The organism is Vescimonas sanitatis, from assembly GCF_049060325.1.
Lineage (GTDB): Bacteria > Bacillota > Clostridia > Oscillospirales > Oscillospiraceae > Vescimonas > Vescimonas sanitatis.
Map to the genome: position 1 here is coordinate 57,781 of NZ_JBMGPW010000004.1, position 22,383 is coordinate 80,163.

A 22,383-nucleotide genomic window follows, 5' to 3' on the forward strand; every position below is an offset into this window, starting at 1 on the left:
TCCTCCTCATCAACATATTAGAATTTCGTTGAATTTATTTCGAAAGCATACGGGTAATTGTATCATGTTTCTGCAAAAGAAAGTGAACAAATTGAAAATAAAGTCATATGCCGGGGATTTATTAAGGCAGGGCGGAAAAGATGTCCCCCCTAACGGCTCAGATTTTTCGCTGAGGCGCGGCGCGGCAGCGTAGGCGTACTTTGTGTACGGCAAGCCGCCGCAACAAAGCATCAGCGGAAAAGATGGCCATCAGACATTGCCGTACATAAACACATCACACTTGATCATGCCGTTATAGAGCTTGCGCTTTTTGTCCGCCGGCTTGCCGAAGCAGCGCTCGAACTCCGTGTGGCTCGAAAGCACCAGTGTGCGCCAGCCTGCGGGCAGCGTGCGCCACGCCTTGCCGAAGGCGCGGTACAGCGCCTCGGCCTCCTGTCTCTCCAGCAGGCGCTCGCCGTAGGGCGGGTTGGTCACCAGCTGGCCATAGGTGCTGTCCCGGTGGAATTGGGCCGCGTCGGCCACCTCAAAGCGGACGCAGTCGTCCACGCCGGCCTTGCGGGCGTTGTCCCGGGCAATGTCCACGGCGCGGGGGTCGATGTCGCCGCCCCAGATATCGTACTGCCCATGAAATTCCCTGTCCTGGGCCTCATCTGCCGCGTCCATCCAGCACGCAGGCGGCAGGAATGCCCACTTCTGGGCGTCAAAGCGCCGGTCCAGACCGGGGGCGCGGTTTTTGGCGATGAGCGCCGCCTCGATGGGGATAGTACCGCTGCCGCAGAAGGGATCGCAGAAGGGGTCGCGGCCCCGGTAGCGGCTGAGGGTCACCAGTGCCGCCGCCAGCGTCTCCCGCAGGGGCGCCTCCACGCCTACGGCGCGGTAGCCCCGCTTGTACAGCCCTTCGCCGCTGGCATCCAGGCCGATGGACACCTGATCCTTGAACACGGAAAAGCGTATCTGGTATTTCGTCCCCGTCTCCGGAAACTGATCCATGCCGTAGTGGGCCTTCAGGCGCTCCACCACGGCCTTTTTGATGATGCTCTGGCAGGCGGGCACGGAGTGCAGCTGGGAGGAGATGGAGTAGCCCTTTACCGGGAAGGCCGCCTCCCGGGGCAGAAACTCCTCCCAGGGGATGGCGCGCACGCCCTGGAACAGCTCCTCGAAGCTCCGCGCCGGGAACTGCCCCAGCAGGGCGATGACCCGGGCGCCGCAGCGCAGATTGATATTCAGCCGGGCGCAGTCCGCCCAGCTGCCCTGACAGAGCACACGGCCGTTTTCCGCACGCACGTCGGCCAGGCCAAGGCGCTTGATCTCGTCGGCCACCAGCTTTTCCAACCCCAGCAGGCAGGGGATCTCGTAAGTTATCATGGGATACACCTCGGTTTCTTGACTACCAAAGAGTATACCGAAAAATACCAGGGCGCGCAACCTAAATTTCCAGTGGCTTTTCGGGACCGCTTACGCTATAATAGGGAATGTAAACCTGAGGTTGCACCATGCACGGTACATTGGCAGACAATTTTACGGAAATGCAACCTGAACGTGATAGACTTTTCCGTCGGTGTCCCGTATACTGACGGCACCGAAAGCAAAGGAGGACACATATGGCATTTGGTGATCGGCTGGCAGCGGTACGGCGCGGCAACGGACTGACACAGGAGCAATTCGCCGAGCAGTTGCAGGTCTCCCGCCAGGCGGTGAGCAAATGGGAAAGCGGACGGGGCTACCCGGAGATGGAGAAGATCCTTTATATCTGCAACCGCTATCAGGTGTCTATCGCCGACCTGTTCGCCGAGGAGGCCCCGGTACCCGCCGCGGCGGTGGAGGCACGCCCCGCGCCGGAGCAGGAGGCCGCCCCCCTGCCCCGCGCCACGCTGGGCAGCGCCGTGGGCGCCTTCCTGACCAACCTGTCCCCGAAGAACAAATGGCTGGCCGCAGGTGTGCTGGTGGGCATCGGTGCGCTGGCCGGCATCATTGGGCTTATTCTGAGAGGAGGCGACACAGACATGGCGACAACGATATGGATCGCTGCTATCATCATTTTCGGCGTGGCGGAGACCGCCACCGCCGGGTTGACATCCATCTGGTTCGTCCTGGGCAGCGTGGCCGGACTGATCGCCGCAGTATGCGGCGGGCCGGTGTGGCTGCAGGTGGGACTGTTCTTCGCGGTGTCCATCGCGGCGCTGGCCTTTACCCGGCCGCTGGTGGCCAAGCTGATGAAAAAGGATATCAAGCCCACCAACGCCGACCGGGTACTGAACAATGTGGGCCGCGTGACAGAGCGCATCGACAACGCGCTGCCCTCCGGCGCCGTCTATATAGACGGTAAGACCTGGACGGCGCGCAGCGCCGACGGGGAGGTCATAGAGCCGGACGCCGCCGTGCGTATCCTGCGGATGGAGGGCGTGAAGCTCATCGTACAGAAGGAGCCTTGATATGCCGTATGTTCTGGGCGGATTGGCCGCCATACTGCTGGGCGTAGTCGCCCGCATCATCCACCTCATCCATAAGCATACTGAGACTATGAAACACACAGGAGAATAAGGAGGAACTATTATGCCGACATCGGGAACCATCGCCATCATCATTCTGGTCATTCTCATTCTGGCCGTCATCGTCAGCTGCATCCAGATCGTCCAGCAGTCCAAGGCCTACGTCATCGAGCGCCTGGGCGCGTTCCACAGCGTGTGGGGCGTTGGTCTGCACTTCAAGCTGCCCTTCATCGAGCGGGTGGTAAAGAAGGTCAGTCTGAAGGAGCAGGTGGCCGATTTCGATCCCCAGCCGGTCATCACCAAGGACAACGTGACCATGCAGATCGACACCGTCATCTATTTCCAGATCACGGACCCCAAGCTGTACACCTACGGCGTGGAATACCCCATGAGCGCCATCGAGAACCTGACGGCCACCACGCTGCGCAACATCATCGGCGAGCTGGAGCTGGACCAGTCCCTGACCAGCCGCGACACCATCAACGCCAAGATGCGCTCCATTCTGGACGAGGCTACCGACCCCTGGGGCATCAAGGTCAACCGCGTGGAGCTGAAGAACATCCTGCCGCCCCGGGAGATCCAGAACGCCATGGAAAAGCAGATGAAGGCCGAGCGCGAGCGCCGGGAGTCCATCCTGCAGGCCGAGGGCGAGAAGGCCAGCAAGGTGCTGATCGCCGAGGGCGAGAAGCAGTCCACCCTGCTGCGGGCCGACGCCGCCAAACAGGCCAAGATCATGGCCGCCGAGGCCGAGGCGGAGTCCATCCTGAAGGTGCAGCAGGCCATGGCCGACTCCATGCGTATGCTGAATGAGAACGCCCCCAACGACCAGGTCATCAAGCTCAAGGCGCTGGAGGCGCTGCAGAAGGTGGCGGACGGCAAGGCCACGAAGCTCATCATCCCCAGCGAGATACAGGGTCTGGCCGGTCTGGCCGCCAGCGCGAAAATGCTGGTGGAGAACGACGCGCCCGCCGCGGAGTAAGCCTATGGCAAAGAAGGAGCAGCGCTTTATCAAGGTCATGGAGGACAGCGGCTTTATCAGCAGCAGCGAAGTACTGGTGGATACCCAGACCGGTGTGCAGTATCTCTACCACGCCGTGGGCAATTCCGGCGGGCTGACGCTGCTGGTGGACGCCGAGGGCAAGCCCCTGCTGTACCGCAAGACATCGGACGCACCGGAGTTCTGAGAGGAGGGATCGCTATGATCATTACCACCACCCCCACCGTAGAGGGTCGCCGCATCACGGAGTATAAGGGGATCGTATTTGGCGAGGTCATTGCCGGCGTTAACGTGGTCAAGGACATCGCCGCCAGCTTCAGCAACTTCTTCGGCGGGCGCTCCGGCACCTACGAAAGCGAGCTGATCAACGCGCGGGAGCAGGCGCTTTATGAACTGGAGCAGCGCGCCCTCCAACTGAACGCGGACGCTGTGGTGGCCGTGGATGTGGACTATGAGGTGCTTGGCTCTGACAACGGCATGCTGATGGTCACCGCCAGCGGCACCGCCGTCAGACTGGATCGATGAGTTCTGACAGAACCGCCATGGAAGAACGCAGACATTCCTGCCCCTGTGCGGGGCGAAAATGACGCCGCCCGCAACCTGCTGTACTGTCGGAAATACGACGAGTGACGCAAAAAGCACCCCTTTCGGGGTGCTTTTTGCGTCTTATTCAGGACTCCCCCTGGGCAGGCTTGAACACCAGGGCGGCCATATCCGCCAGCGTCTTCTCCGACGCACCGGTGTCCGCGGTCAGACTGTACGCCAGACCGGGAGCGATGTCCCGCCAGATGATGCAGCCGGCGCCGCCCGCGTCCCATCGGAGGACGGTGGGGCACCAGCGGAGCCTGCCCTCCGCCGTCAGGCTGCCGCCGGTGAAGTCGGAGATGTCCGGTATTGTTTCTGAAACGTCCAAAGTGGGGGCCATGCGGTAGTGCCAGGTAACGCTGTTCAGGGTAAAGGAGACTTCGGTGACGGTCTCACCGTTCAGGTCAAAGAGGTCATAGCCCAGCACGTCCGCGCCTTCCGGGGCGGTGGGAACGGTGTAATACTGTGCGTCCATCAGGGTAAAGGCGGTGACCAGCGGCTCTCCGCCGTCCCAGGCCGCGCAGTACCACTGGATACCGGCGGACGTGTCGTACCAGCCCACGGCACCGTCGTCATAGACCAGCAGCGTCAGGTCGTTCACCTGCCAGGTGTCCGCCGGGAGGGTACCGTCCGGGGCGGGCAGGGGCTGGCTGGCATAGGCCGCGCCGTAGTCATAGTCATACCCGTCCAGCAGGACGGTACAGGACACGCCGGTGACGGCGCCCTCGCCGTCCTGACGCCACCGGTAGTCAGAGGTCAGAGACGCGCTCTCCGGCAGGGCCAGAGAGGCAGAGAGCGGCTCGGCGTCCAGCGCAGGCGGCATGGCGACGGAAAAGCTCTTGTCCATGCCGCCGAAGTCGGCGTCCGCGCCGGCGGTATTGTCACCGATACCGGCGGACCAGGGCTGCCACAGGGCCAGGGCCAAGGCCGCGGCGCAGAAGCACGCGGCCAGAGCACCCCAGCGGCGCGCCGCACCGCTGCGGGGCAGGGGACGCTGGGCCTCCTCCAGCAGATCGTCGTCGATGGCGTCCATCCAGCGCTTCATTCTGTTGTCGTTCACAGCATCCCCTCCTTTTCCAGCACGGTACGCAGACGCTGACGGGTGCGGAAGAGGGAGGATTTGACCTTCTCCTCGCCCGCGCCGCAGCTGTCGGCGATCTCGCGGATGCTCTCGCCATACCAGTAACGGCGGATGAAATACGTCCGGCTCTGCCGGGTCAGCTTACGCAGGAAGCCGTTGAGCACCCGGCGGAACTCCTGCTGCTCCAGGGCGCGGACTGCGCCGTCCTCGGCGGGCAGGCAGCCCTCCAGCTCCTCGAAGGCCACAGTCAGGTCGCTGCGGCGCTGGGCGGCGCGGTTATAGTCGCACTTGTCCAGGGCCAGGCGGCGGGTGACGGTGGTGATGTACGCTGCCAGCGACCGGGGACGCTCCGGTGGGATAGCGTTCCACAAACGGAGCCACACGTCACTGACGCACTCCTCCGCGTCCCGAACGTCCGGCAGGATGTGCCGGGCGGCGGCAAGGCAGCGCTTTTCGTATTTCTCCTGCGCGGCGCGGAGGGCCTCCGGGTCGCGGTGGAAAAAATGATCTATGATCTGAGCGTCCTCCATCGGCCACTCTCCTTTCTGTGTGTATCGTTCAGACCATCATAGCACACAGAAAGGGGAAACGCCATAGGAAATCAGAATTTTGCCAGGAATGCGTCGGGTACGGTGCAGCCGTCGGGCAGCACCTCCAGCACCACATAGTTGCCGTTGACGGTAACGGTGGCGTTGTTCTTCCACATACCGGCCTCCTCGGGGTAGTTGGTCTCGTCGGCCATGGCGTCCACGCGGGCCTGGAAGCTCTGGCGAACGATCTCGGCGTCGGCGGCGCTCTCCGCCTCCACCATGGACACCTCGCAGGAGGTGGCGGTGGGCGAGATGAAGAACACGGACTGCTTCAGCTTGGCGTTCTCCAGGCCGGGGTAGTAGCTGTTCAGGATCTCCACAGCCGTCTCCTCCAGCAGCACAGGCGCGTTGTCGCCCAGCTCCTCCTGCACATGCTTGATACCGGCCTCGTACGCCGCCCGCAGGTCAACGGACTGACCGTCGGTCTGCGTCTGGTCGTCCTTTTTCTCGCCGCCGATGTTATCCTCCTTCTGGCCGCAGGCCATCAGAGACATCGCCATGACCAGCGCCATCAGCAATGCAACTATCTTTTTCATCATGTAAGCACTCCTTTCGGGCGCGGGGCAGGTCCCGCGCACTTTACGCCTTCAGGAAGGACGGGATCGTCCTCCGGCGGACAGCGAAACGCCGTCCTCTGCCAATACTGACGGCGGAGGACGGCGTTTGGTTTTGCTTTTTCGTTTATCGCTCGTGGGGCTTGGGGGCGTTCCAGCCCTCGGGAAAGTTTTGCAGCACCCAATGGCGGGTGTGGTCGATGAACGCCTGCGTGGAGTGGGAGAGGGCGTTCTTGTCCTTGACACAGATGCCGATGTCCCGGTGGAACACCTTGGGCAGGGTGCTGGCAGCCAGCGGATAGGCGCACTTGTAGAGCATCAGCTCCTCCATGACGCTGATGCCCAGGCCGCCGGAGACCATGGCCAGGATCGTCTGGTCCTGCTGAACGGTGTATTGGATCCGGGGCCGGACCTTGTAGTGATCGAAAATGGCCTGGATCTCATAGTCGTCGCCCTCATCCAGCAGGATAAGAGGGTACTGCTCCAGGGCCTCCGGTGGGAAGGGCTGGCGGCCCGCCAGCGGGTGGTCGCAGGGCAGGATGACCTTCCACTGGTCCCGCTGGAGCAACCAGTAATCCAGATACTTCTCCGCCGGGGTGGGCAGGGAGATAAAGCCGCAGTCCGCCTGACCGTGGAGGACCCAGTCGGAGATCTCGTTGTTGAAGTTGGAGGGCAGGAGCTCGAACTCGATGCGGGGGTACTTTTCCTGAAATGTCTTGAGCATACCGGGCAGCCACTTTTCCGACACACTGGTGAAGGTTGCCACGCGGATAAGACCGGTATCCAGCCCCCGCAGGTCCTCGGCGTGCTGCTCCAGACGGTGGGACAGGGCGCACATCTCCTGAAAATATGGTGCCAGGGCGCGGCCATCCGCCGTGGGGGTGACACCGCCGTGGCTGCGGACCAGCAGCGTAACGCCCAGCTCCTCCTCCAGCGAGCCGATGGCGTGGCTGACGCCGGACTGGGTGAAATTCAGGGCGCGGGCGGCGGCGGTAAAGCTGCCCAGCTCCACGGTCTTGAGGTATATCTGGTATTTGGTGACGGACATGGGGACACCTCCTGTTCAGGGCCAGTATAGCATATCTCGCCATGTACTGCAAAGTATTTTTCATGGTTTTGATGATAATCATGCGTTTTACAAATTGCTTGTCCTGTGCTATGCTAAAGACACGTTAAGAAGCCCAAACGAAAGGAGGCGCTGAGCATGGTGCTGAACCTCATTCTGGCTGGCCTGGTGGCGGTCCTGGTGGTTACGGGTATCGTGTCCAAGGCAATGGACAAGTAACCCAACACCCTTTGTTTTCTATCCTTAATTTTTCTCCCTATTCCCCTTCAAATTGGTGAATGCCGGCGCGCCCTCCCAACGTGCCGGTGAAAGGACGCCGCCCCCTTCGGGCGGCGCCCTTTTTGCTCCGGACGCAGCGCGGGAGGTGATCGCTTTTCCTTGCTATTTCATGCGGCGTATGGTATGATACCGGCGTTAAAGAGAAAGAGGTATTGCCTATGGACCAGAAAAAACTGCATATTCTGTCGCTGCTGGCGGCGCTGACCGCGGCCACCATCTTCGGCATGAGCTTTATGTTCTCAAAAATGGCGCTGGTCACGGCGGCGCCCACAGTGCTGCTGGCCTTCCGGTTCACGGTGGCGGTGGCGGCCATGTCGCTGGTCATCGCGCTGAATGCTCTGGTGGGCAAGGTACGCGGAAAGCCGCTGTTCGCCTTCTCTCTGAAGGGAAAGCCGGTGGGAAAGCTGCTTCTGCTGGGTATCGTGCAGCCGGTAGCGTACTTCATCTTCGAAAACTACGGCATCCTGTACACCTCCGCCGCTGTGGCGGGGACCATCATCGCGGCGGTGCCGGTGTGCTGCATCCTGATGGACGTGCTGGTTCTGCATGAGCGCGTCACCCGGCGGCAGGTGCTGTGCGCCCTGGGCGCGATCGGCGGCGTAGCGCTGATCTCCGTGGGCGGGGCGGTGATGATCTCGGCGCTGGGCCTGCTGTTCCTGCTGCTGACCATGCTCAGCGACACGGTGTACTATGGGCTGAGCCACGATGCCGCCAAGCGCTTCACCCCCTTTGAGATGACCTATGTGATGTTTGTGGTGGGCATGGCGGTGTTTATTCCGGTGGCGCTGATACAGGCCGGCGGGATAAACAGCGAGCTGATCACCGCGCCGGCGCAAAGCGGCAGCTTCTGGCTGGCGGTGCTGTATCTGGGCATACTGTCCTCCGGTGTGGCCTACGGACTGCTGAACTTCGCCAACAGCCACCTGACAGTGTCGGAGAGTTCCCTGTTCTCCAACGTGACCACGGTGGTATCGGTGCTGGCGGGCGTGCTCTTCCTGAAGGAGGATTTCAGCCTGTGGCAGGCTCTTGGCGTAGTCATCATTCTGGTGTGCGTGTTCGTGGCCAACGTGTCCGGCGGCGAAAAGAAATAAAAAGATCTCCCCCGACCGGGGGAGATCTTTTTATTTGCGGATGAGGGTCCCAGCCTTCACGCCGGTCATTTCTCCGTTCTTCACGGCCAGCCGGCCGGCCACCAGCACGGCGTCCATACCCAGGGCCGTTTGGCAGGGGTCCTGATAGGTACCGCGCTCGGTAAGGGCGGCGGGGTCGAACACACACAGGTCCGCGTCCGCACCCACGGCGATAACGCCCTTACCCGCAAGGCGCAGGGCCTGTGCCGGGGCCTGGGTCAGCTTGTGAACGCCCTGCTCCAGCGTCAGCACACCCTGTTCCCGGACGAAGTGCTGCAGCAGACGGGTACAGCTGCCGTAGACCCGTGGATGGGGCATCCCCTCGGTGGGGTAGGTGGCGTCAGAGATCAGGCAGCTGAGGGGACTGCGGAGGATAGCGGCGATGTCTTCCTCCGCGGCCATGAAGTCGATCATAGTCACCTGGCAGTGCTCGCGGATCAGCAGGTCGCAGCAGGCGTCCAGCGGGGATTTGTGCTCCATGGCGGCCTCCTGGGCGATGCTCTTGCCCAGCAGCGGCGCGTCCTCCGGGCAGTGAAGACTGCTGAGGAAGATGCCGTCCCAGCCAGCCAGCTTGGCAATGTCGTCAAACCCGCCGCCGTCTTCAATACGGTGAGCCAGCGTCTCGCGTTCGTGGGGGTCGGCCAGGCGGCGGACAACGGCGTCCATGCCGCCCTCCAGAAACTCCGGCGGCAGGATATGCAGCAGCTGGGTGGAGCCGGCGGTGTAGGGGTACACGTCGCAGCCCACATCCAGCCCCTCTTCCTTCGCCCGGTGCAGCAGCTCCAGGGCCCGGGGTATTTTTTTGCCCCAGTTGTCCCGGCCCATGGCTTTCAGGTGGCTGATATGCAGAGGGACCCGCAGTTCCCGGGCCACCAGCAGCATCTCCTCGATGGAATCGCAGACGCCCGCGCCCTCCTGCCGCATATGGACGGTGAGGGGGATATCCTGTCCCGCGATGGGTGAGAGCGCACGGATCAGCTCCGCCGTGGTATAGAAGCACTCCGGGGCGTAACCCAGGCCCAGAGAAACGCCCAGCGCGCCGTCGGCCAGAGCCTGCTCCAGGGCGCGGTGCAGGGCGCGGTAGTGGCGGTCCTCCAGGTGCTCCAGCTCGTAGCCGGCCGCGTCCGCCCGAAGGACGCCGGCACCGGCCAGCATACCCACATGGACGGGGATATTCGGCACAGAGACGAAATAGCCGGAGAGGGTTTCCGTCACCAGCCCCGGCGGGAGAACGCCGGTGATGGGGCGCAGGTAGTCCCGGATGGCGTCGCTATGGGCGGGGCCGAAGGGGGCGGCGCTGAGGCCGCAGTTGCCGTTGACGATGGTGGTAAGGCCCTGACACAGCTCCGCCGCGCCGAAGCCCGGGCGGAACAGCGCCGCGTCGGCGTGGCGGTGGATGTCAATAAAGCCGGGGGTAACGGTCCTGCCGGCGGCGTCGATAACATGAGCGGCGGACGCTGCGGACAGATCGCCGATGGCGGCGATCCTGCCGCCGGAAACGGCCACATCGGCCGCAAATGCGGGGCGGCCCGTGCCGTCAACAACGGCGCCGCCCCGGATAAGGGTATCAAACATGGTCTGTGCCTCTCTCCTGCTTCCCTGCCGTCAGGGGCAGGGAGATACTAAAGGTGGTCACGCCGCCGCTGCTGTCACAGCGAAGGACTCCCCGGTGGGCATCCACGATGGCTTTGGCAATGGGCAGGCCCAGGCCAAAGCTGTCGCCGTCGGTACGGGCGTCGTCGGCGCGGTAAAAGCGGTCAAAAATGCGGGGGAGCTTGTCCGAAGGGATATCCGGCCCCTGATCGGTCACGGACACCACAGCGCGGCTGCCCTGCCGGACGGCGGTCAGGCGGATGGGCGTACCGGGTGCGGCGTATTTGACGGCGTTATCCAGCAGCACCGCCAGGGCCTGGCCCAGCTTGGCGCCGTCGCCCCGGACAGGAAGAGACGGCGCAATATCGTAATCCAGCACATGGCCGGCCTCAAAGGCCACCGGCTCAAACCGCAGGGCGGCAGTCACCGCCGCCTCCGACAGGTCGGTGACGGTGTCCGGCGGGCTGCCGGCGTTCTTCTGGGCGCGGAAGAGGGTGAGCATATCCTCCACCAGGGCCTTCATGCGGCGGCCCTCCGCCCGGATATTGTCCACGTAGACCGCCTGCTCCGGCGAAGCGCTCTGCTCCAGCAGCTCGGCGGAGGAAAGGATGACCGTCAGAGGGGTCTTCAGCTCATGGCTGGCGTCGGAGAGGAACTGCTCCTGCTGGGCCCAGGCGGCACCTACAGGCTTGGTAACCACACCGGAGAGCAGGTAGCTGCACAGAAACAGCACCACCAGTGCGCCGCAGCCCACCAGAGAGCAGGCCTTCAGCAGTGTGTGCAGGGAGGTGTATTCCAGATAGGTATCGGTAAACGCAATGGCAGTAGTGGTGTAGCCCCGCTGGCGCAGGTAGCGCAGATGAAATTCGTCCAACGTGCCGGCGTCCTCGTCCGCCGCCAGGGCGGCAGTGACGATCTCCGCCATGCGGGTCTCGTCGCTGAGGTCATAGTAGCTGTTGCCGGCCACGCGGACGGTGCCGCTGCCATAGACCTCGGCCACAAAGCAGGGGATGCTGTCCATGCCGGGCTGGCTGCGGCCATAGTCGCCCTGCTCCAGCGCCTGATACAGCTGCTGCTGCACATTCTTGTGATAGTTGCCCCGGGAGATGAAGTACACCGCCGCGAACACCGCCAGCAGCACCAGCGAGATCAGTAGCATATTGGTGGCCACCACCTTCCAGCGAAGGTGCCGGATCATGCCTCCACCTCCAGACAATAACCCACCATACGGAGGGTCTTGATCTTCACAGTGGATTGCAGATGGGTGAGCTTGCGGCGAAGGAAGGAGATATAGACCTCCACGTTGTTGTCCTCGGCGGCGGAGTCGTAGCCCCAGACCTTCAGGATCAGCTGCTCCTTGGAGACGATCTGACTGCCGTTCCGCATCAGCAGCTCCATCAGGTCGTACTCCCGGCGGCTGAGGCGGACGCTTCGCGGGCCGCATTCCAGCAGGAATGTGCCCATATGCAGCGTCAGGTCGCCGAAGGCCGTCACCTCCGGGTCGGCAGCGGCGTCCTCACCGCCACGGCGCAGCAGGGACCGGATACAGGCAAGCAGCTCCTCCGGCTCGAAGGGTTTGGTCAAGTAGTAGTCCGCACCGGCGTCCAGGCCGCGGACGCGGTCATTCAGCTCACTGCGGGCGGTGAGCATCAGCACCGGCAGGCGGCTGCCGCCGCCGCGCAGCTGGCGCAGCAGGGTAAAGCCGTCAATGCCGGGAAGCATGGCGTCCAGCACCAGCAGGTCGTAGATATCGCTGCGGGCGTTGTCCAGGCCGGAGATGCCGTCATAACACACGTCGGCGGTATAGCCCTGGCGGCGCAGCAGGTCCTGCAGGGTGCCCGCCAGGCGCTTTTCATCCTCCACGATCAGTATACGCATAGCCGCGCCTCCCTTTTCATGGCTTACAGCCCCGTCTCGGACAGGGTCAGGATCTGGGTCAGGGACGACTCCTCCATCCGGTAGATGGTGGTGTCGCCGTCCAGGGCCACATAGCGGCCGCCGTCGCCGGTGGACAGGCCGACGGCAAGGATCAGCGTCCGCTCGGCGCTGTTGTCAGCCAGGTAGTTCACCGTCAGCGTGACCTCCGGCGTGTCCAGGCCGCAGACGGCGGCCGCACCCTCCGCCGGGTCGTAGTCCACGCAAGCGGTGAGCGTCAGGGCAGCGATCTCATCAGCCAGGGCGGCGGTCTTTTCCGTGACGTCCCGGTTGGCGCTGCGGCGGGTACCGTCCTCGGCGGTGTAGAAGGAGACAGCAGCGGTGCCGTCGGCGCGCAGCAAACTTACGCTGACCAGCCTGTCCGGCTCGATGACCGGCAGAACGGGCAGGACCGCCATGGCGTAGATGCTGCGGCTGAGCAGCATCTTATTTTCGTCAGAGGTATAGCGCACCGTGCCGGCAGGGGTGAGTACATACCAGCGGCCATCCGCGGCCTGGTCGCCGAGATAATAGACGACGTCCACGCCGTCGGAGGTGACGGTGATGTACTTCTTGGGAGCCTCCAGGCCATAGACGGCCAGCTCCTGCACATCGGCCACCGTTTCGCCGCTGTCCAGGGCGGCGGGCAGGGCCAGCAGGTCCTCCAGCGCCGTCTGGTCCAGGGGGAAGGCGGGGTCGTCAAACCAGGTCCAGGCGCCGGTTTCGTCCTTTTCAAAACGGAGGGTCACATCGCCGTCGCACAGGGCCAGGGCGGTGACGCCTTCTACGGGCGGGGCGGTCTGGGTGGAGGCGTCCACCATCTCTTTACCTTTTGTATTGCCGCAGGCGGACAGCAGCAGCGTCGACCCCAGCAAAAACGCCGTCAGGCGCAGAATTCGCTTCATCATGGCTTCGGTTTTCTCCTTTACTTTCGTTTACTTTCCGTTGCTTTTGCTGTATACATTCGCGTTCGCTATATGTTACGTTTGCTTTCAGTATAGCAACTTTTCAGGAAAAAGAAAAGTACATTCCGTGAATTCTCCCGTTCCCGGCGGCGCGGACAGGCGAAGCGCAAAAAAGGCCGGCCCGCGCCGGTCTTTTTTTTGTCGTTATCCACAGAGATGCAGCAGGTGTGCTGTAATGGCCGAGACGGCAGCTCCGCGCCGATCTTTTTCTTTGCGTTACTTGCAGAGATAGCTGAACCAGCCCTCGCTGCTGCGCTGCTCGAACACATCCCAGCCGTCGGCCTTCAGCTTTTCCAGCACCTCCGCCGCCCGGTCGTCGATGATGCCGGAGCAGAGGAAGCGGCCGCCGGGCTTCAGGAAAGGACGGACGTGGGGGCTGAGGCCCATGATGACATCCGCCACGATGTTGGCCACCACGATATCGTAGCCGGCGCCCATCTCCTGCCGCAGGGCGGCGTCGGTGAGCACATCGCCCCAGCGGACGGTGTAGCGGTCCTTTCCGATACCGTTCAGGGCGGCGTTCTCGTAGGCCACGTCCACGCATTTCTCGTCGATGTCGCAGGCGAAGGCGCTCTCCGCGCCCAGGCGCAGGGCGGCGATGGACAGGATGCCGCTGCCGCAGCCCAGGTCCAGCACCCGCTCACCGCCGTGGATGTGCGTATCCAGCGCCTGCAGGCACAGGCGGGTGGTGGCGTGGCTGCCGGTGCCGAAGGTCAGGCCGGGGTTCAGCACCAGCTTCACCCGCGTGGGGTCGGCGGCCTCCTCCCACTCCGGCACCACCAGCAGGCGGCTGCCGATCTCCATGGGCTTGTAAAACTGCTTCCAGTTGTTCTCCCAGTCCTCGTCGGCCACGTCGGCCATGGTCAGCAGCAGGGGCGCGTACTCCGGGTGGTCCTTTTTCAGCGCCGACATGGCCATACGCACGGCGGCCACGGTGCCGTAGGCGTCCTCGTTCCGTTCCAGATAGAACGTCACGCGGCTGACGCCCTTCTTCTGCGCCAGCAGGTCGTCATCCACATAATCCCAGTATTGGCGGTTGTTCTCCAGAAAGCTCTGAAAGTCCGCCTCGTCGTCGATCATCACGCCGGTGACCCCCTGCTGCTCCAGCATTTCCGTCACCGCGTCCAAGCCCGCGTGGCTCGTGTCGATCTTGAGTTCCAGCCAGTCCATAGGATGACCTCCCGCAAAGTTGAAATGCACCGTACACCGCCAGCGGCGACGGAGCTTGTGTCCCGTCGATGACAAACCTCTAACGGCAATGGATCTTGCGCCAAGACGAGGCGCGGCGGCGCAGGCGTACTTTGTGTACGGCAAGCCGCCGCAACGAAGTATTGGCGCAAGAGACGCGCCGTTATCTCTTGGTGCCTACGAAGAATATGCCCATGGTATTCGGCCCCGTGTGGCTGCCGATCACAGGCCCGATGTAGTTGATGTAGACCTCCTTGACGCCGTAGCGGGCCTTCATCTCCTCGGCCACGGCGCGGGCCTCCACCTCGCAGTCGGCATGGCAGATGAACATGACCTGCTCGCTGGGCTCGATGCCCAGCTCGGCGATCTTGTCGATGAGGGCCTTCAGGCTGGCCTTGCGGCCGCGGACCTTGCTGACGGGGACCAGCTTGCCCTCGTCGGAGGTGTGCATGACGGGCTTGATGGAGAGCATGGAGCCGAAGAACGCGGCGCCGGCACTGAGACGGCCGCCCATCTTCAGGTAGTTCAGGTCATCCACGGTGAACCAGTGGTCGATGTGGAGCTTGTTGTCCTCCACCCACTGCACCAGCTCCTGAGCGGAGAGGCCCTCGCGCTTCTTCTGGACGGTCAGATAGAGCAGCAGGCCCTGGCCCAGAGAGGCGGAGAGGGAGTCCACCACATAGATGTTGGCATCGGGAAACTCCTCCTTCATGTCCTGGGCGGCGATGCACGCACTTTGGTAGGTGGTGGAGAGGGCGCTGGAGAAGTTGATGCTGACGATGTCCTTGCCGTCAGCCAGAATGGGGCGCATGGCCTCCTGAAACTGGCCTACGTTGGCGGCGGAGGTGGTGGCCAGCACACCGCCGCGGATCTTGCCGTAGAAATCCTCGAAGCTGATGGCGCTGCCGTCCAGCAGGTTAGGGTAATCGTGCCCATCGATGTGGACGGTCAGGGGCACCACGGTCAGCTCCAGCTCCTTGGCCATGTGGTCGGTCAGGTCGCAGCAGCTGTCGGTCATAATGACATATTCGCGCATGGGATAAACCTCCTTGGGAGTGATATTCCCCGCTATCATAGCATGAAAACCGCCGCAGGAAAAGAGCCAAATTGTAAATAATACGGAATATTAGCAGAAATACAGGTGTCTATCGCCTATTTCCCCACGCAGAAGCGGGAGAAGATGGTGTCCACCAGATCGTCGCGGACCTGTTTGCCGTTCAGCTCACCCAGCGCGGCCAGTGCCGCCTCGCAGTCGGTGAGCACCACGTCGGGGGTCATGCCGATACGGAGGGCGCCGCGGGCCTCGGCCACGGCGGAGAGGGCGCGGTTGGCGGCGTCGGCCTGACGGGCGTTGGTCAGCAGCGCGCCGCCGGCAGTCTCGCCCGACGGGAACTGCGCCGCGATGGCGTCGGTCAGCGTGTCCAGTCCCGCGCCGGTGATGGCGGAGACGGACAGCACGTTGTCGAAGCGGTCCGCCAGGGCGCCGACGTCCAGCGCCCGGGGCAGGTCGGATTTATTGACGGCCACGATCAGGTGGGGGACGGTGTTGGCCAGGGCGATGGCGGCCTCGTCCTCCGCCGTCAGCTCCCGGGAGCCGTCCAGCACCAGCAGGGCCAGAGATGCCTGCTTCGCGGCGGCGCGGCTGCGCTCCACACCCATGGTCTCCACGGCGTCGCCGCCGTCGCGGATGCCCGCCGTGTCGATGAGCCGCAGGAGCACGCCGCCCACGGTGACCTTTTCCTCCACCGTGTCGCGGGTGGTGCCGGCGATGTCGGTGACGATAGCCCGGTCATAGCCCAGGAGGGCGTTCAGCAGAGAGGATTTGCCGGCGTTAGGCTTGCCCAGCAGCACCGTGGGCACGCCCAGCTTCAGCAAACGGCCGCGGGAAAACCCGGCCACCAGCGCTTCCAGATCGTTCTGGGCCCGGCGCAGGGTGTCCAGCATCTGCTCGCGTTGGAGATCCTCGATGTCCTCGTCCGGATAGTCTACCACGGCGTAGAACCGGGCGGCCATGTCCATGAGGCCGTCGTAGATACGCGCCACGGTGCGGCTCAGCGCGCCGTCCAGCTGGCAGACGGCGTTGTGGGCCTGCTGGGCCGTCTCGGCGTCGATCAGGTCCGCCACGGACTCCGCCTGGAGCAGGTCCAGCTGCCCGTTGAGAAAGGCCCGCTTGGTAAACTCGCCGGGACCGGCCTGGCGGCAGCCGGCGGCAAACAGGGCGCGGAGGCCCGTGTCCAGCACGATGGGGCTGCCGTGGCAGTGGAGCTCGGCGCAGTCCTCTCCGGTATAGCTGTGGGGCGCGGGGAAATGGACGCACAGCACGCTGTCGATGACCTGCCCCGTCTCGTCCAGCAGCTCGCCCAGCACCATGGCGCGGGGGCGCTGCTGCGCGGCGGGCCTGCCGTTTTTGGCGCGGAACACCGCGTCCAGCGCGGCACAGGTATCCGGGCCGGACAGGCGCAGGATACCGATGGCGCTGGGCTGTCCGGGCGTGGCGATGGCGGCGATGTTGTCGGACATAGGCGGGACCTCCTTGCAGGGTGTTTTTTTCAGTATACCACAGGCGGCGGGAAAAAGAAATATCCCCCGGCGGACCGGGGGATATAAAAAACGATGCTTTACTTGATGGGCTCGCCGGCGGCTTCCTTGGCGGAGATCTCCTTCATGGCGTCCTTGTGGCTCAGGTTCACGCGGCCCTTTTCGTCGATCTCCGTGACCTTGACCCACATCATGTCGCCGATCTTGCAGGCGTCCTCCACCTTCTCGATGCGCTTGTCGGCCAGCTTGGAGATATGGACCAGACCGTCCTTGCCGGGGGCCAGCTCCACGAAGGCGCCGAAGGTCATCAGGCGCACGACGCGGCCGTAGTACAGCTGGCCCACCTCGGGCACGAAGACGATGTCGTCGATGCACTTCTTGGCCTTTTCGCAGCTCTCGGCATCGGGGGAGGCGATGTGGATGGTGCCGTCGTCGTCGATGTCGATCTTGGCGCCGGACTCGGCCACGATCTTCTGGATGACGGAGCCGCCCTTGCCGATGACGTCGCGGATCTTATCCGGGTCGATGTGCATGGTGACCATCTTGGGGGCGTACTTGCTGACCTCGGGCCGGGGCTCGGCGATGCAGGGCAGCATGACCTGGTCCAGGATCTGGCAGCGGGCATCGTAGGTGATGTCCAGCGCGTTCTTGATGATCTCCATGGTCAGACCGTCGTTCTTCAGGTCCATCTGGATGGCGGTGATACCCTTCTTGGTACCGGCCACCTTGAAGTCCATCTCGCCGTGGAAGTCCTCCACGCCCTGGATGTCGATGAAGGTGGTGAAGGAGCCGTCGTCATCCTGGATCAGGCCGCAGGAGATGCCGGCCACAGGGGCCTTGATGGGCACGCCGGCGTCCATGAGGGCCAGGGTGCTGCCGCAGATGGAGCCCTGGGACGTGGAGCCGTTGGAGGACACGACCTCGCTGACCACGCGGATGGCGTAGGGGAACTCCTCCACGGGAGGAATGACGGGCAGCAGGGCGCGCTCGGCCAGCGCACCGTGGCCGATCTCGCGGCGGCCGGGGCTGCGGGCAGGCTTGGCCTCACCCACGGAGTAGCCGGGGAAGTTGTAGTGGTGCATATAGCGCTTCTCGGTCTCCTCCCAAATGGTGTCCAGCTTCTGGTTGGCGGACAGAGTGTCCAGCGTGCAGACGGACAGGACCTGGGTCTGGCCGCGGGTGAACAGGCCGGAGCCGTGAACGCGGGGCAGCACGCCCACCTCGGCGTCCAGGGGACGGATCTCGTTCTTCTGACGGCCATCCACACGGTGACCCTCCAGCAGCCACTTCTTGACGATCATCTTCTGGAACTTGTAGGTGATCTCCTCCAGGTACTGGTCCATGTTGGGGTACTCTTCCAGGTACTTCTCGTGCCACTTCTCGATCATGGCGTTCCAGCGCTGCTCGCGGACGTTCTTGTCGTCGGTGTCCATGGCGGCCTTGGCCTCGTCCATGAAGTCGGCGGTGATCTTGTTGAACAGCTCGTAGTTGAAGTCGGCGTGGGGATAGTCGAACTTGGGCTTGCCGATCTCGGCCACCATCTGATTGATGAGGGCGATCTGCTTCTGGTTCTCCTCGTGGGCCTGCTTGATGGCCTCGAACATGACATCGTTGGGGACCTCGTTGGCGCCGGCCTCGATCATGACGACCTTCTTGCCGGTGGAAACCACGGTGACGTCCAGGTCGCTGACCTTGCGCTGCTCGCTGTCGGGGTTGAAGACCAGCTTGCCGTCCACCAGGCCCACCTTCAGGGCGGCCACGGGGCCGTTCCAGGGAATGTCGGAGATGGCCAGGGCGGCGGAGGTGCCGATCAGCGCGGCGATCTCGGGGGAGCAGTCGTGGTCCACGGCCATGACGGTGCACATGACGGACACGTCGTTGCGGAAGTCATAGGGGAACAGGGGGCGGATGGGGCGGTCGATGACGCGGGAGGTCAGGATGCCCTTCTCGCCGGGACGGCCCTCGCGGCGGTTAAAGCTGCCGGGAATGCGGCCCACGGCGTACATCTTCTCCTCAAAGTCCACGCTGAGGGGGAAGAAGTCGATGCCGTCGCGGGGACGGGGCGCGGCGGTGACGCAGCACAGCACGCGGGTGTCGCCATAGCCCACCATGACGGCGGCGTTGGCCAGCTCAGCCAGCTTGCCCACCTCCAGCGTCAGGGGACGGCCGGCCAGGTCCATGGTGTATTTGTGATAGTGGGGGAACTGGCGCTTGGTGATGATCGTTGACATATCGTTTCTCCTTTTTTGTGAAATGGCATTCTGCCCGCGACCTATCGCCGTTAGCACTTGAAAACGCTCCGAAACCCTGAATTTCGGCGCATTTTCAACTGCTAATGGTCAATTTGTACACGGCGCAGAATGTGAAAGAAGGGTGATGCGCAAGCGCACATCACCCTGTTTCAACTTACTTACGCAGACCCAGCTTGGCGATCAGGGCACGATAACGCTCGATGTCCTTCTTGGCCAGGTAGTCCAGCAGACGACGGCGCTTACCGATCATCATCTGCATACCGCGGCGGCTGTGGAAGTCATGGGGATGGACCTTCAGGTGCGCGGTCAGCTGGTTGATACGCTCGGTGAGAATGGCCACCTGGACCTCGGGGGAGCCGGTGTCGGTCTCGTGGGTGCGATTGGCCTCGATGATAGAGGTCTTCTGGTCTTTCAGCATCATGGTTGTGTTTCCACCTTTCTTGAAATACGCCCGCAGCCTGGGCCGTGGGAGAGATGGAACGCTCCGCAGGGCTAGGGCAGGGGTCGGACGCGCTTAGCGCGTACTTTGAGATAATACCACAGAAAATCACCGTTGTAAAGTGGTTTTTGCGGCATTTCCGGGGATTTTTACGCCGTTACCTGAATGGCGGCCACGGGACAGCTGTCCGCCGCCTCCTGCACGCCGATCTTCTGCGCGTCCGGGATAGGGTCCACCGTCACCCGGGCGGGCTCGCCGCTGTTCAGCTCGAACACCTCCGGGCACAGCCCCGCGCACAGTCCGCACTGGATGCACGCCTTCTCCAACACCATTGCCTGCATGGAACACACCTCCTTTTGATTGATGGAAGTATTTTCCCCGGTTTGCGGCGGGGTTATTCAGCTCTCCGCGATGTGCCGGGCGAAGGCCGCCGCCTGCGCCTCGATGCCCGGCAGCTTCACAAGGCTGCCGCGCTCGTTGGCCGTTTCCAGCAGGGAGAAGCGGGGCGGGAGATAGAAGGACTTGTTCATGTTCAGGGCGGAGATCAACTGGCGGGCCAGCAGGTCGCCGCCGGAGTAGCCGGAGACGATCAGGCCGAAGATCCGCTTGTCGTACATACGGGTCTGGCGGAACAGGGCCGTGAGCCGGTTGACACAGGCGGTCAGGTTGGCAGCCAGGGCGTCGTTGTAGTTGGCGCAGAGCATGACCAGGGCGTCGCATTTCCGCACGGCGGGATAGACCTCGTCCACCATGGGGCCGCCGTAGAAGCAGCCGCCCTGCTCGCCGAAGTGGAGACAGGCGGTATAGCTGCACCCGTTGCAGTCGGCCATGGTGCCGTTGCGGAGGCAGATCTCCTGCACCTCCATGTCCGACGGAAGACCGGCCTTCACCAGCTCCCACAGGGCCAGGGTGTTGGACGTGGCGCGCTGGGAGGCGTGGAGAGCCAGCACATGGCGGATGGGGGCGGGCTTTTCCCAGCCGTTCAGGCGGGAGAGCAGCTCCGCCACAGCGGCATGGAAGGCCGTGACCTCATCGGTGCCGCCGATCTGGGCCTGGGTGCGGAAATTCCGCAGGGAACCGGTGGCCTCCACCAGTGGGCGGCCGAGGAAGCCGCAGCCCGCCTGGTTGGCGGCGAAGACCATGTCCCGGGCCACATCCTTGGTGTAGAACTCGCCCACGCCGGTGACGATGCACGCGCCGATACTGTCGGAGAGCAGGTCTGTGCTGCGGCGCAGGCGGGAGAGCATACGGTAATAGGCCATATTGCAGCCGCCCTCGTCCAGCGCCACAGCGAACAGCAGACGGCGGCCGGCCAGGTCCTCCAGCCCGTCATCGGGGTCGCGGATATCGCTGCCCGGAGGCAGCAGGGGCACCAGCAGGTCCCGCAGGGCGGGGCTGCGGTCGTTTTCGGGGAGCAGAACGGTGAGCATGGCGGATACCTCCGTTATTCTATGGCGTTCAGCTTGGCGCGGGTGTCGTCGATACGCTTTTGCAGGGCGGGCGGCAGGGTCAGCGGCTCCGTCTCGATGCCGGCGGGGGTCAGACGATTGCGGCAGCCCATGAACACCTGGCCGTCGTAGACGGAGGAATAATGCCACTGCCCCCGCAGCAGGGCCAGCAGGCTCAGCGCGCCGGAGGACAGGGCCGGGGCCACATAGGGCTTGTAGCCCAGCTTACGCATCTCCAGATTGGCGTGGGCCACCTTCTCCGTCAACTCACGGGAGAGGGCGTCGTCGTAGTGCGCAATGGAGTTGGCCAGCACCAGGTCCTCGCCGTGGGGGCCGAAGGCGCGGCCCTCGGTGAGGTAGGACGCGAAGCGAGGGTCCCTCCGGGCGTAGTACAGGGCGCGGGCGTGCATGACGCCCAGACCGAAGCCCCGGACCTGGGCCGGGGACAGGCCGCTTTCACGCAGGACGGCACGGCAGAGTGGGTCCACCGGATCGCTGACCACGCAGAACAGGCCCCTGTACCGCCTGTCCCGGGCCATACGGGCGTAGACGGACACCAGCTCCCGGTTCAGTCCGTACTGGGCCATGCGGACATCCCCCGCCGTGACGGAGGTATCCGGGATCATCCGGGAGGCACAGAACAGGAACACGTCGCCGTCGAACAGCTGCTCCGGCGCGATGATGTCCACCGGGGGCAGCGCCGCACCGTCCGGGGACTGTATCTGGTTCAGCTCGAACTCCCAGCGGTCGGAAACGCCGGGGCGCACGTCGCAGATGCCGATGGAGCCTATCACGTCGCCGCCCATGAGCCGCAGGCCCGTCAGCAGCGTGCTGCCCACATCGCCCAGAGCCAGCAGGGTGACGCGGCACTTAGACGGGATGCGCGGCAGGGCGATATCGTTGAGATCGATCATAGTAGCTTCTCCTGTTTCTATCTTTTTGCCTCCGGCGGGGTGCTGACGCGCAAATTTCACGCCACGGCAGGCCCCCTGAGGAGCAGAGAATGTGCCGGATCTTGCGTCCTGCCGATGACGAGGCGGCGCCGCATAGTCTTGATAAAGGTTCAGATCTTGTGTCAAGACGAGGCGCGGAGGCGCAGGCCCCCCCTTGAGGAATAGAGAATGTGCCGGATTTTGCGTCCTGCCGGTGACGAGGCGGCGCCGCATAGCCTTGATAAAGGTTCAGATTTTGTGTCAAGACGAGGCGCGGAGGCGCAGGCCCCCCCTTGAGGAATAGAGAATGTGCCGGATTTTGCGTCCTGCCGATGGCAAACCG

At 63.5% G+C, this 22,383-nt stretch carries 22 protein-coding genes; 5 read left to right on the plus strand and 17 right to left on the minus strand.

Translation table 11 applies throughout. The annotated features are described in order from the left end of the window. Positions 1–249 precede the first annotated feature (249 nt). Complete coding sequence (locus ACOMDU_RS06215) at positions 250–1,365, minus strand: THUMP domain-containing class I SAM-dependent RNA methyltransferase (RefSeq protein WP_421129562.1); 1,116 nt, start codon at positions 1,363–1,365, stop codon at positions 250–252. A 236-nt stretch (positions 1,366–1,601) separates the two neighbouring features. On the opposite strand from ACOMDU_RS06215, the gene ACOMDU_RS06225 reads away from it, so the two are divergent. The 4 genes from ACOMDU_RS06225 to ACOMDU_RS06240 all read left to right on the plus strand — a co-directional run bounded on the left by ACOMDU_RS06225 (position 1,602) and on the right by ACOMDU_RS06240 (position 4,011). Then, positions 1,602–2,432, plus strand: a complete 831-nt coding sequence (locus tag ACOMDU_RS06225; protein WP_476718544.1) for an NfeD family protein — start codon at positions 1,602–1,604, stop codon at positions 2,430–2,432. 121 nt (positions 2,433–2,553) lie between these two features. Beyond that, positions 2,554–3,468 (plus strand): SPFH domain-containing protein, encoded by a 915-nt coding sequence (locus tag ACOMDU_RS06230; RefSeq protein ID WP_421129563.1) that lies wholly within the window; start codon positions 2,554–2,556, stop codon positions 3,466–3,468. 4 nt (positions 3,469–3,472) lie between these two features. After that, complete coding sequence (locus ACOMDU_RS06235; protein WP_421129565.1) at positions 3,473–3,673, plus strand: DUF6440 family protein; 201 nt, start codon at positions 3,473–3,475, stop codon at positions 3,671–3,673. Between the two features lie 14 nt (positions 3,674–3,687). Beyond that, complete coding sequence (locus tag ACOMDU_RS06240) at positions 3,688–4,011, plus strand: putative heavy metal-binding protein (RefSeq protein WP_421129566.1); 324 nt, start codon at positions 3,688–3,690, stop codon at positions 4,009–4,011. Positions 4,012–4,156: 145 nt separating this feature from the next. Here the strand turns inward: ACOMDU_RS06240 and ACOMDU_RS06245 are convergent, their stop codons facing one another. The 4 genes from ACOMDU_RS06245 to ACOMDU_RS06260 all read right to left on the minus strand — a co-directional run bounded on the left by ACOMDU_RS06245 (position 4,157) and on the right by ACOMDU_RS06260 (position 7,344). Further along, positions 4,157–5,131, minus strand: coding sequence for a hypothetical protein (locus tag ACOMDU_RS06245; RefSeq protein WP_421129567.1), 975 nt, complete (start codon positions 5,129–5,131; stop codon positions 4,157–4,159). Further along, a complete protein-coding gene (locus tag ACOMDU_RS06250; protein ID WP_421129568.1) occupies positions 5,128–5,682 on the minus strand; it encodes an RNA polymerase sigma factor in 555 nt (184 codons plus the stop codon). The genes ACOMDU_RS06245 and ACOMDU_RS06250 overlap by 4 nt, the downstream gene beginning before the upstream one ends. Positions 5,683–5,753: 71 nt before the next feature. Then, the gene (locus ACOMDU_RS06255; protein ID WP_421129569.1) at positions 5,754–6,281 is read right to left on the minus strand and encodes a DUF4358 domain-containing protein; all 528 of its coding nucleotides are present in this window, start codon (positions 6,279–6,281) and stop codon (positions 5,754–5,756) included. Between the two features lie 142 nt (positions 6,282–6,423). Further along, the gene (locus ACOMDU_RS06260) at positions 6,424–7,344 is read right to left on the minus strand and encodes a LysR family transcriptional regulator (protein ID WP_421129570.1); all 921 of its coding nucleotides are present in this window, start codon (positions 7,342–7,344) and stop codon (positions 6,424–6,426) included. Positions 7,345–7,799: 455 nt separating this feature from the next. Here ACOMDU_RS06260 and ACOMDU_RS06265 point away from each other — a divergent pair, with 455 nt between their 5' ends. Next, on the plus strand, positions 7,800–8,732 hold the full coding sequence (locus ACOMDU_RS06265) for a DMT family transporter (protein ID WP_421129571.1): 933 nt from the start codon (positions 7,800–7,802) through the stop codon (positions 8,730–8,732). Between the two features lie 30 nt (positions 8,733–8,762). Here ACOMDU_RS06265 and ACOMDU_RS06270 read toward each other — a convergent pair whose 3' ends face one another. The 12 genes from ACOMDU_RS06270 to ACOMDU_RS06325 form a co-directional block, all read right to left on the minus strand. Beyond that, positions 8,763–10,346, minus strand: coding sequence for an N-acyl-D-amino-acid deacylase family protein (locus tag ACOMDU_RS06270; protein WP_421129572.1), 1,584 nt, complete (start codon positions 10,344–10,346; stop codon positions 8,763–8,765). After that, complete coding sequence (locus tag ACOMDU_RS06275) at positions 10,339–11,562, minus strand: sensor histidine kinase (protein ID WP_022135298.1); 1,224 nt, start codon at positions 11,560–11,562, stop codon at positions 10,339–10,341. Before ACOMDU_RS06275 ends, ACOMDU_RS06270 begins: the two co-directional genes overlap by 8 nt. Continuing rightward, positions 11,559–12,242 carry a response regulator transcription factor gene (locus ACOMDU_RS06280; protein ID WP_421129573.1) on the minus strand — a complete coding sequence of 228 codons (684 nt, stop codon included), beginning with the start codon at positions 12,240–12,242 and terminating at the stop codon, positions 11,559–11,561. Before ACOMDU_RS06280 ends, ACOMDU_RS06275 begins: the two co-directional genes overlap by 4 nt. Positions 12,243–12,265: 23 nt before the next feature. Beyond that, entirely contained in the window at positions 12,266–13,186 is a 921-nt protein-coding gene (locus ACOMDU_RS06285; RefSeq protein WP_421129574.1) for a DUF4340 domain-containing protein, read from the minus strand. Between the two features lie 273 nt (positions 13,187–13,459). Continuing rightward, complete coding sequence (gene prmA / locus ACOMDU_RS06290) at positions 13,460–14,413, minus strand: 50S ribosomal protein L11 methyltransferase (RefSeq protein ID WP_421129575.1); 954 nt, start codon at positions 14,411–14,413, stop codon at positions 13,460–13,462. A gap of 181 nt (positions 14,414–14,594) precedes the next feature. Beyond that, on the minus strand, positions 14,595–15,467 hold the full coding sequence (locus tag ACOMDU_RS06295; RefSeq protein ID WP_421129576.1) for a DegV family protein: 873 nt from the start codon (positions 15,465–15,467) through the stop codon (positions 14,595–14,597). A gap of 116 nt (positions 15,468–15,583) precedes the next feature. Then, positions 15,584–16,951 (minus strand): tRNA uridine-5-carboxymethylaminomethyl(34) synthesis GTPase MnmE, encoded by a 1,368-nt coding sequence (gene mnmE, locus ACOMDU_RS06300; protein WP_421129577.1) that lies wholly within the window; start codon positions 16,949–16,951, stop codon positions 15,584–15,586. A 98-nt stretch (positions 16,952–17,049) separates the two neighbouring features. Beyond that, entirely contained in the window at positions 17,050–19,200 is a 2,151-nt protein-coding gene (locus ACOMDU_RS06305; protein WP_421129579.1) for a polyribonucleotide nucleotidyltransferase, read from the minus strand. A gap of 175 nt (positions 19,201–19,375) precedes the next feature. Then, on the minus strand, positions 19,376–19,642 hold the full coding sequence (gene rpsO, locus ACOMDU_RS06310) for a 30S ribosomal protein S15 (protein WP_022135710.1): 267 nt from the start codon (positions 19,640–19,642) through the stop codon (positions 19,376–19,378). A 167-nt stretch (positions 19,643–19,809) separates the two neighbouring features. Continuing rightward, positions 19,810–20,001 carry a ferredoxin gene (locus tag ACOMDU_RS06315; RefSeq protein ID WP_421129580.1) on the minus strand — a complete coding sequence of 64 codons (192 nt, stop codon included), beginning with the start codon at positions 19,999–20,001 and terminating at the stop codon, positions 19,810–19,812. A gap of 57 nt (positions 20,002–20,058) precedes the next feature. Continuing rightward, positions 20,059–21,090 (minus strand): flavodoxin family protein, encoded by a 1,032-nt coding sequence (locus tag ACOMDU_RS06320; protein WP_421129581.1) that lies wholly within the window; start codon positions 21,088–21,090, stop codon positions 20,059–20,061. Between the two features lie 14 nt (positions 21,091–21,104). Beyond that, on the minus strand, positions 21,105–22,022 hold the full coding sequence (locus ACOMDU_RS06325; protein WP_421129582.1) for a Rossmann-fold NAD(P)-binding domain-containing protein: 918 nt from the start codon (positions 22,020–22,022) through the stop codon (positions 21,105–21,107). Positions 22,023–22,383 lie beyond the last annotated feature (361 nt).

Excerpts from the sequence above, each read along its gene's own strand:
- ACOMDU_RS06215 (WP_421129562.1), bottom strand. The coding sequence starts at position 1,365 with ATGATAACTTACGAGATCCCCTGCCTGCTGGGGTTGGAAAAGCTGGTG.
- ACOMDU_RS06225 (WP_476718544.1), top strand. The coding sequence starts at position 1,602 with ATGGCATTTGGTGATCGGCTGGCAGCGGTACGGCGCGGCAACGGACTG.
- ACOMDU_RS06230 (WP_421129563.1), top strand. The coding sequence starts at position 2,554 with ATGCCGACATCGGGAACCATCGCCATCATCATTCTGGTCATTCTCATT.
- ACOMDU_RS06235 (WP_421129565.1), top strand. The coding sequence starts at position 3,473 with ATGGCAAAGAAGGAGCAGCGCTTTATCAAGGTCATGGAGGACAGCGGC.
- ACOMDU_RS06240 (WP_421129566.1), top strand. The coding sequence starts at position 3,688 with ATGATCATTACCACCACCCCCACCGTAGAGGGTCGCCGCATCACGGAG.
- ACOMDU_RS06250 (WP_421129568.1), bottom strand. The coding sequence starts at position 5,682 with ATGGAGGACGCTCAGATCATAGATCATTTTTTCCACCGCGACCCGGAG.
- ACOMDU_RS06255 (WP_421129569.1), bottom strand. The coding sequence starts at position 6,281 with ATGATGAAAAAGATAGTTGCATTGCTGATGGCGCTGGTCATGGCGATG.
- ACOMDU_RS06260 (WP_421129570.1), bottom strand. The coding sequence starts at position 7,344 with ATGTCCGTCACCAAATACCAGATATACCTCAAGACCGTGGAGCTGGGC.
- ACOMDU_RS06265 (WP_421129571.1), top strand. The coding sequence starts at position 7,800 with ATGGACCAGAAAAAACTGCATATTCTGTCGCTGCTGGCGGCGCTGACC.
- ACOMDU_RS06270 (WP_421129572.1), bottom strand. The coding sequence starts at position 10,346 with ATGTTTGATACCCTTATCCGGGGCGGCGCCGTTGTTGACGGCACGGGC.
- ACOMDU_RS06275 (WP_022135298.1), bottom strand. The coding sequence starts at position 11,562 with ATGATCCGGCACCTTCGCTGGAAGGTGGTGGCCACCAATATGCTACTG.
- ACOMDU_RS06280 (WP_421129573.1), bottom strand. The coding sequence starts at position 12,242 with ATGCGTATACTGATCGTGGAGGATGAAAAGCGCCTGGCGGGCACCCTG.
- ACOMDU_RS06285 (WP_421129574.1), bottom strand. The coding sequence starts at position 13,186 with ATGATGAAGCGAATTCTGCGCCTGACGGCGTTTTTGCTGGGGTCGACG.
- prmA (WP_421129575.1), bottom strand. The coding sequence starts at position 14,413 with ATGGACTGGCTGGAACTCAAGATCGACACGAGCCACGCGGGCTTGGAC.
- ACOMDU_RS06295 (WP_421129576.1), bottom strand. The coding sequence starts at position 15,467 with ATGCGCGAATATGTCATTATGACCGACAGCTGCTGCGACCTGACCGAC.
- mnmE (WP_421129577.1), bottom strand. The coding sequence starts at position 16,951 with ATGTCCGACAACATCGCCGCCATCGCCACGCCCGGACAGCCCAGCGCC.
- ACOMDU_RS06305 (WP_421129579.1), bottom strand. The coding sequence starts at position 19,200 with ATGTCAACGATCATCACCAAGCGCCAGTTCCCCCACTATCACAAATAC.
- rpsO (WP_022135710.1), bottom strand. The coding sequence starts at position 19,642 with ATGATGCTGAAAGACCAGAAGACCTCTATCATCGAGGCCAATCGCACC.
- ACOMDU_RS06315 (WP_421129580.1), bottom strand. The coding sequence starts at position 20,001 with ATGCAGGCAATGGTGTTGGAGAAGGCGTGCATCCAGTGCGGACTGTGC.
- ACOMDU_RS06320 (WP_421129581.1), bottom strand. The coding sequence starts at position 21,090 with ATGCTCACCGTTCTGCTCCCCGAAAACGACCGCAGCCCCGCCCTGCGG.
- ACOMDU_RS06325 (WP_421129582.1), bottom strand. The coding sequence starts at position 22,022 with ATGATCGATCTCAACGATATCGCCCTGCCGCGCATCCCGTCTAAGTGC.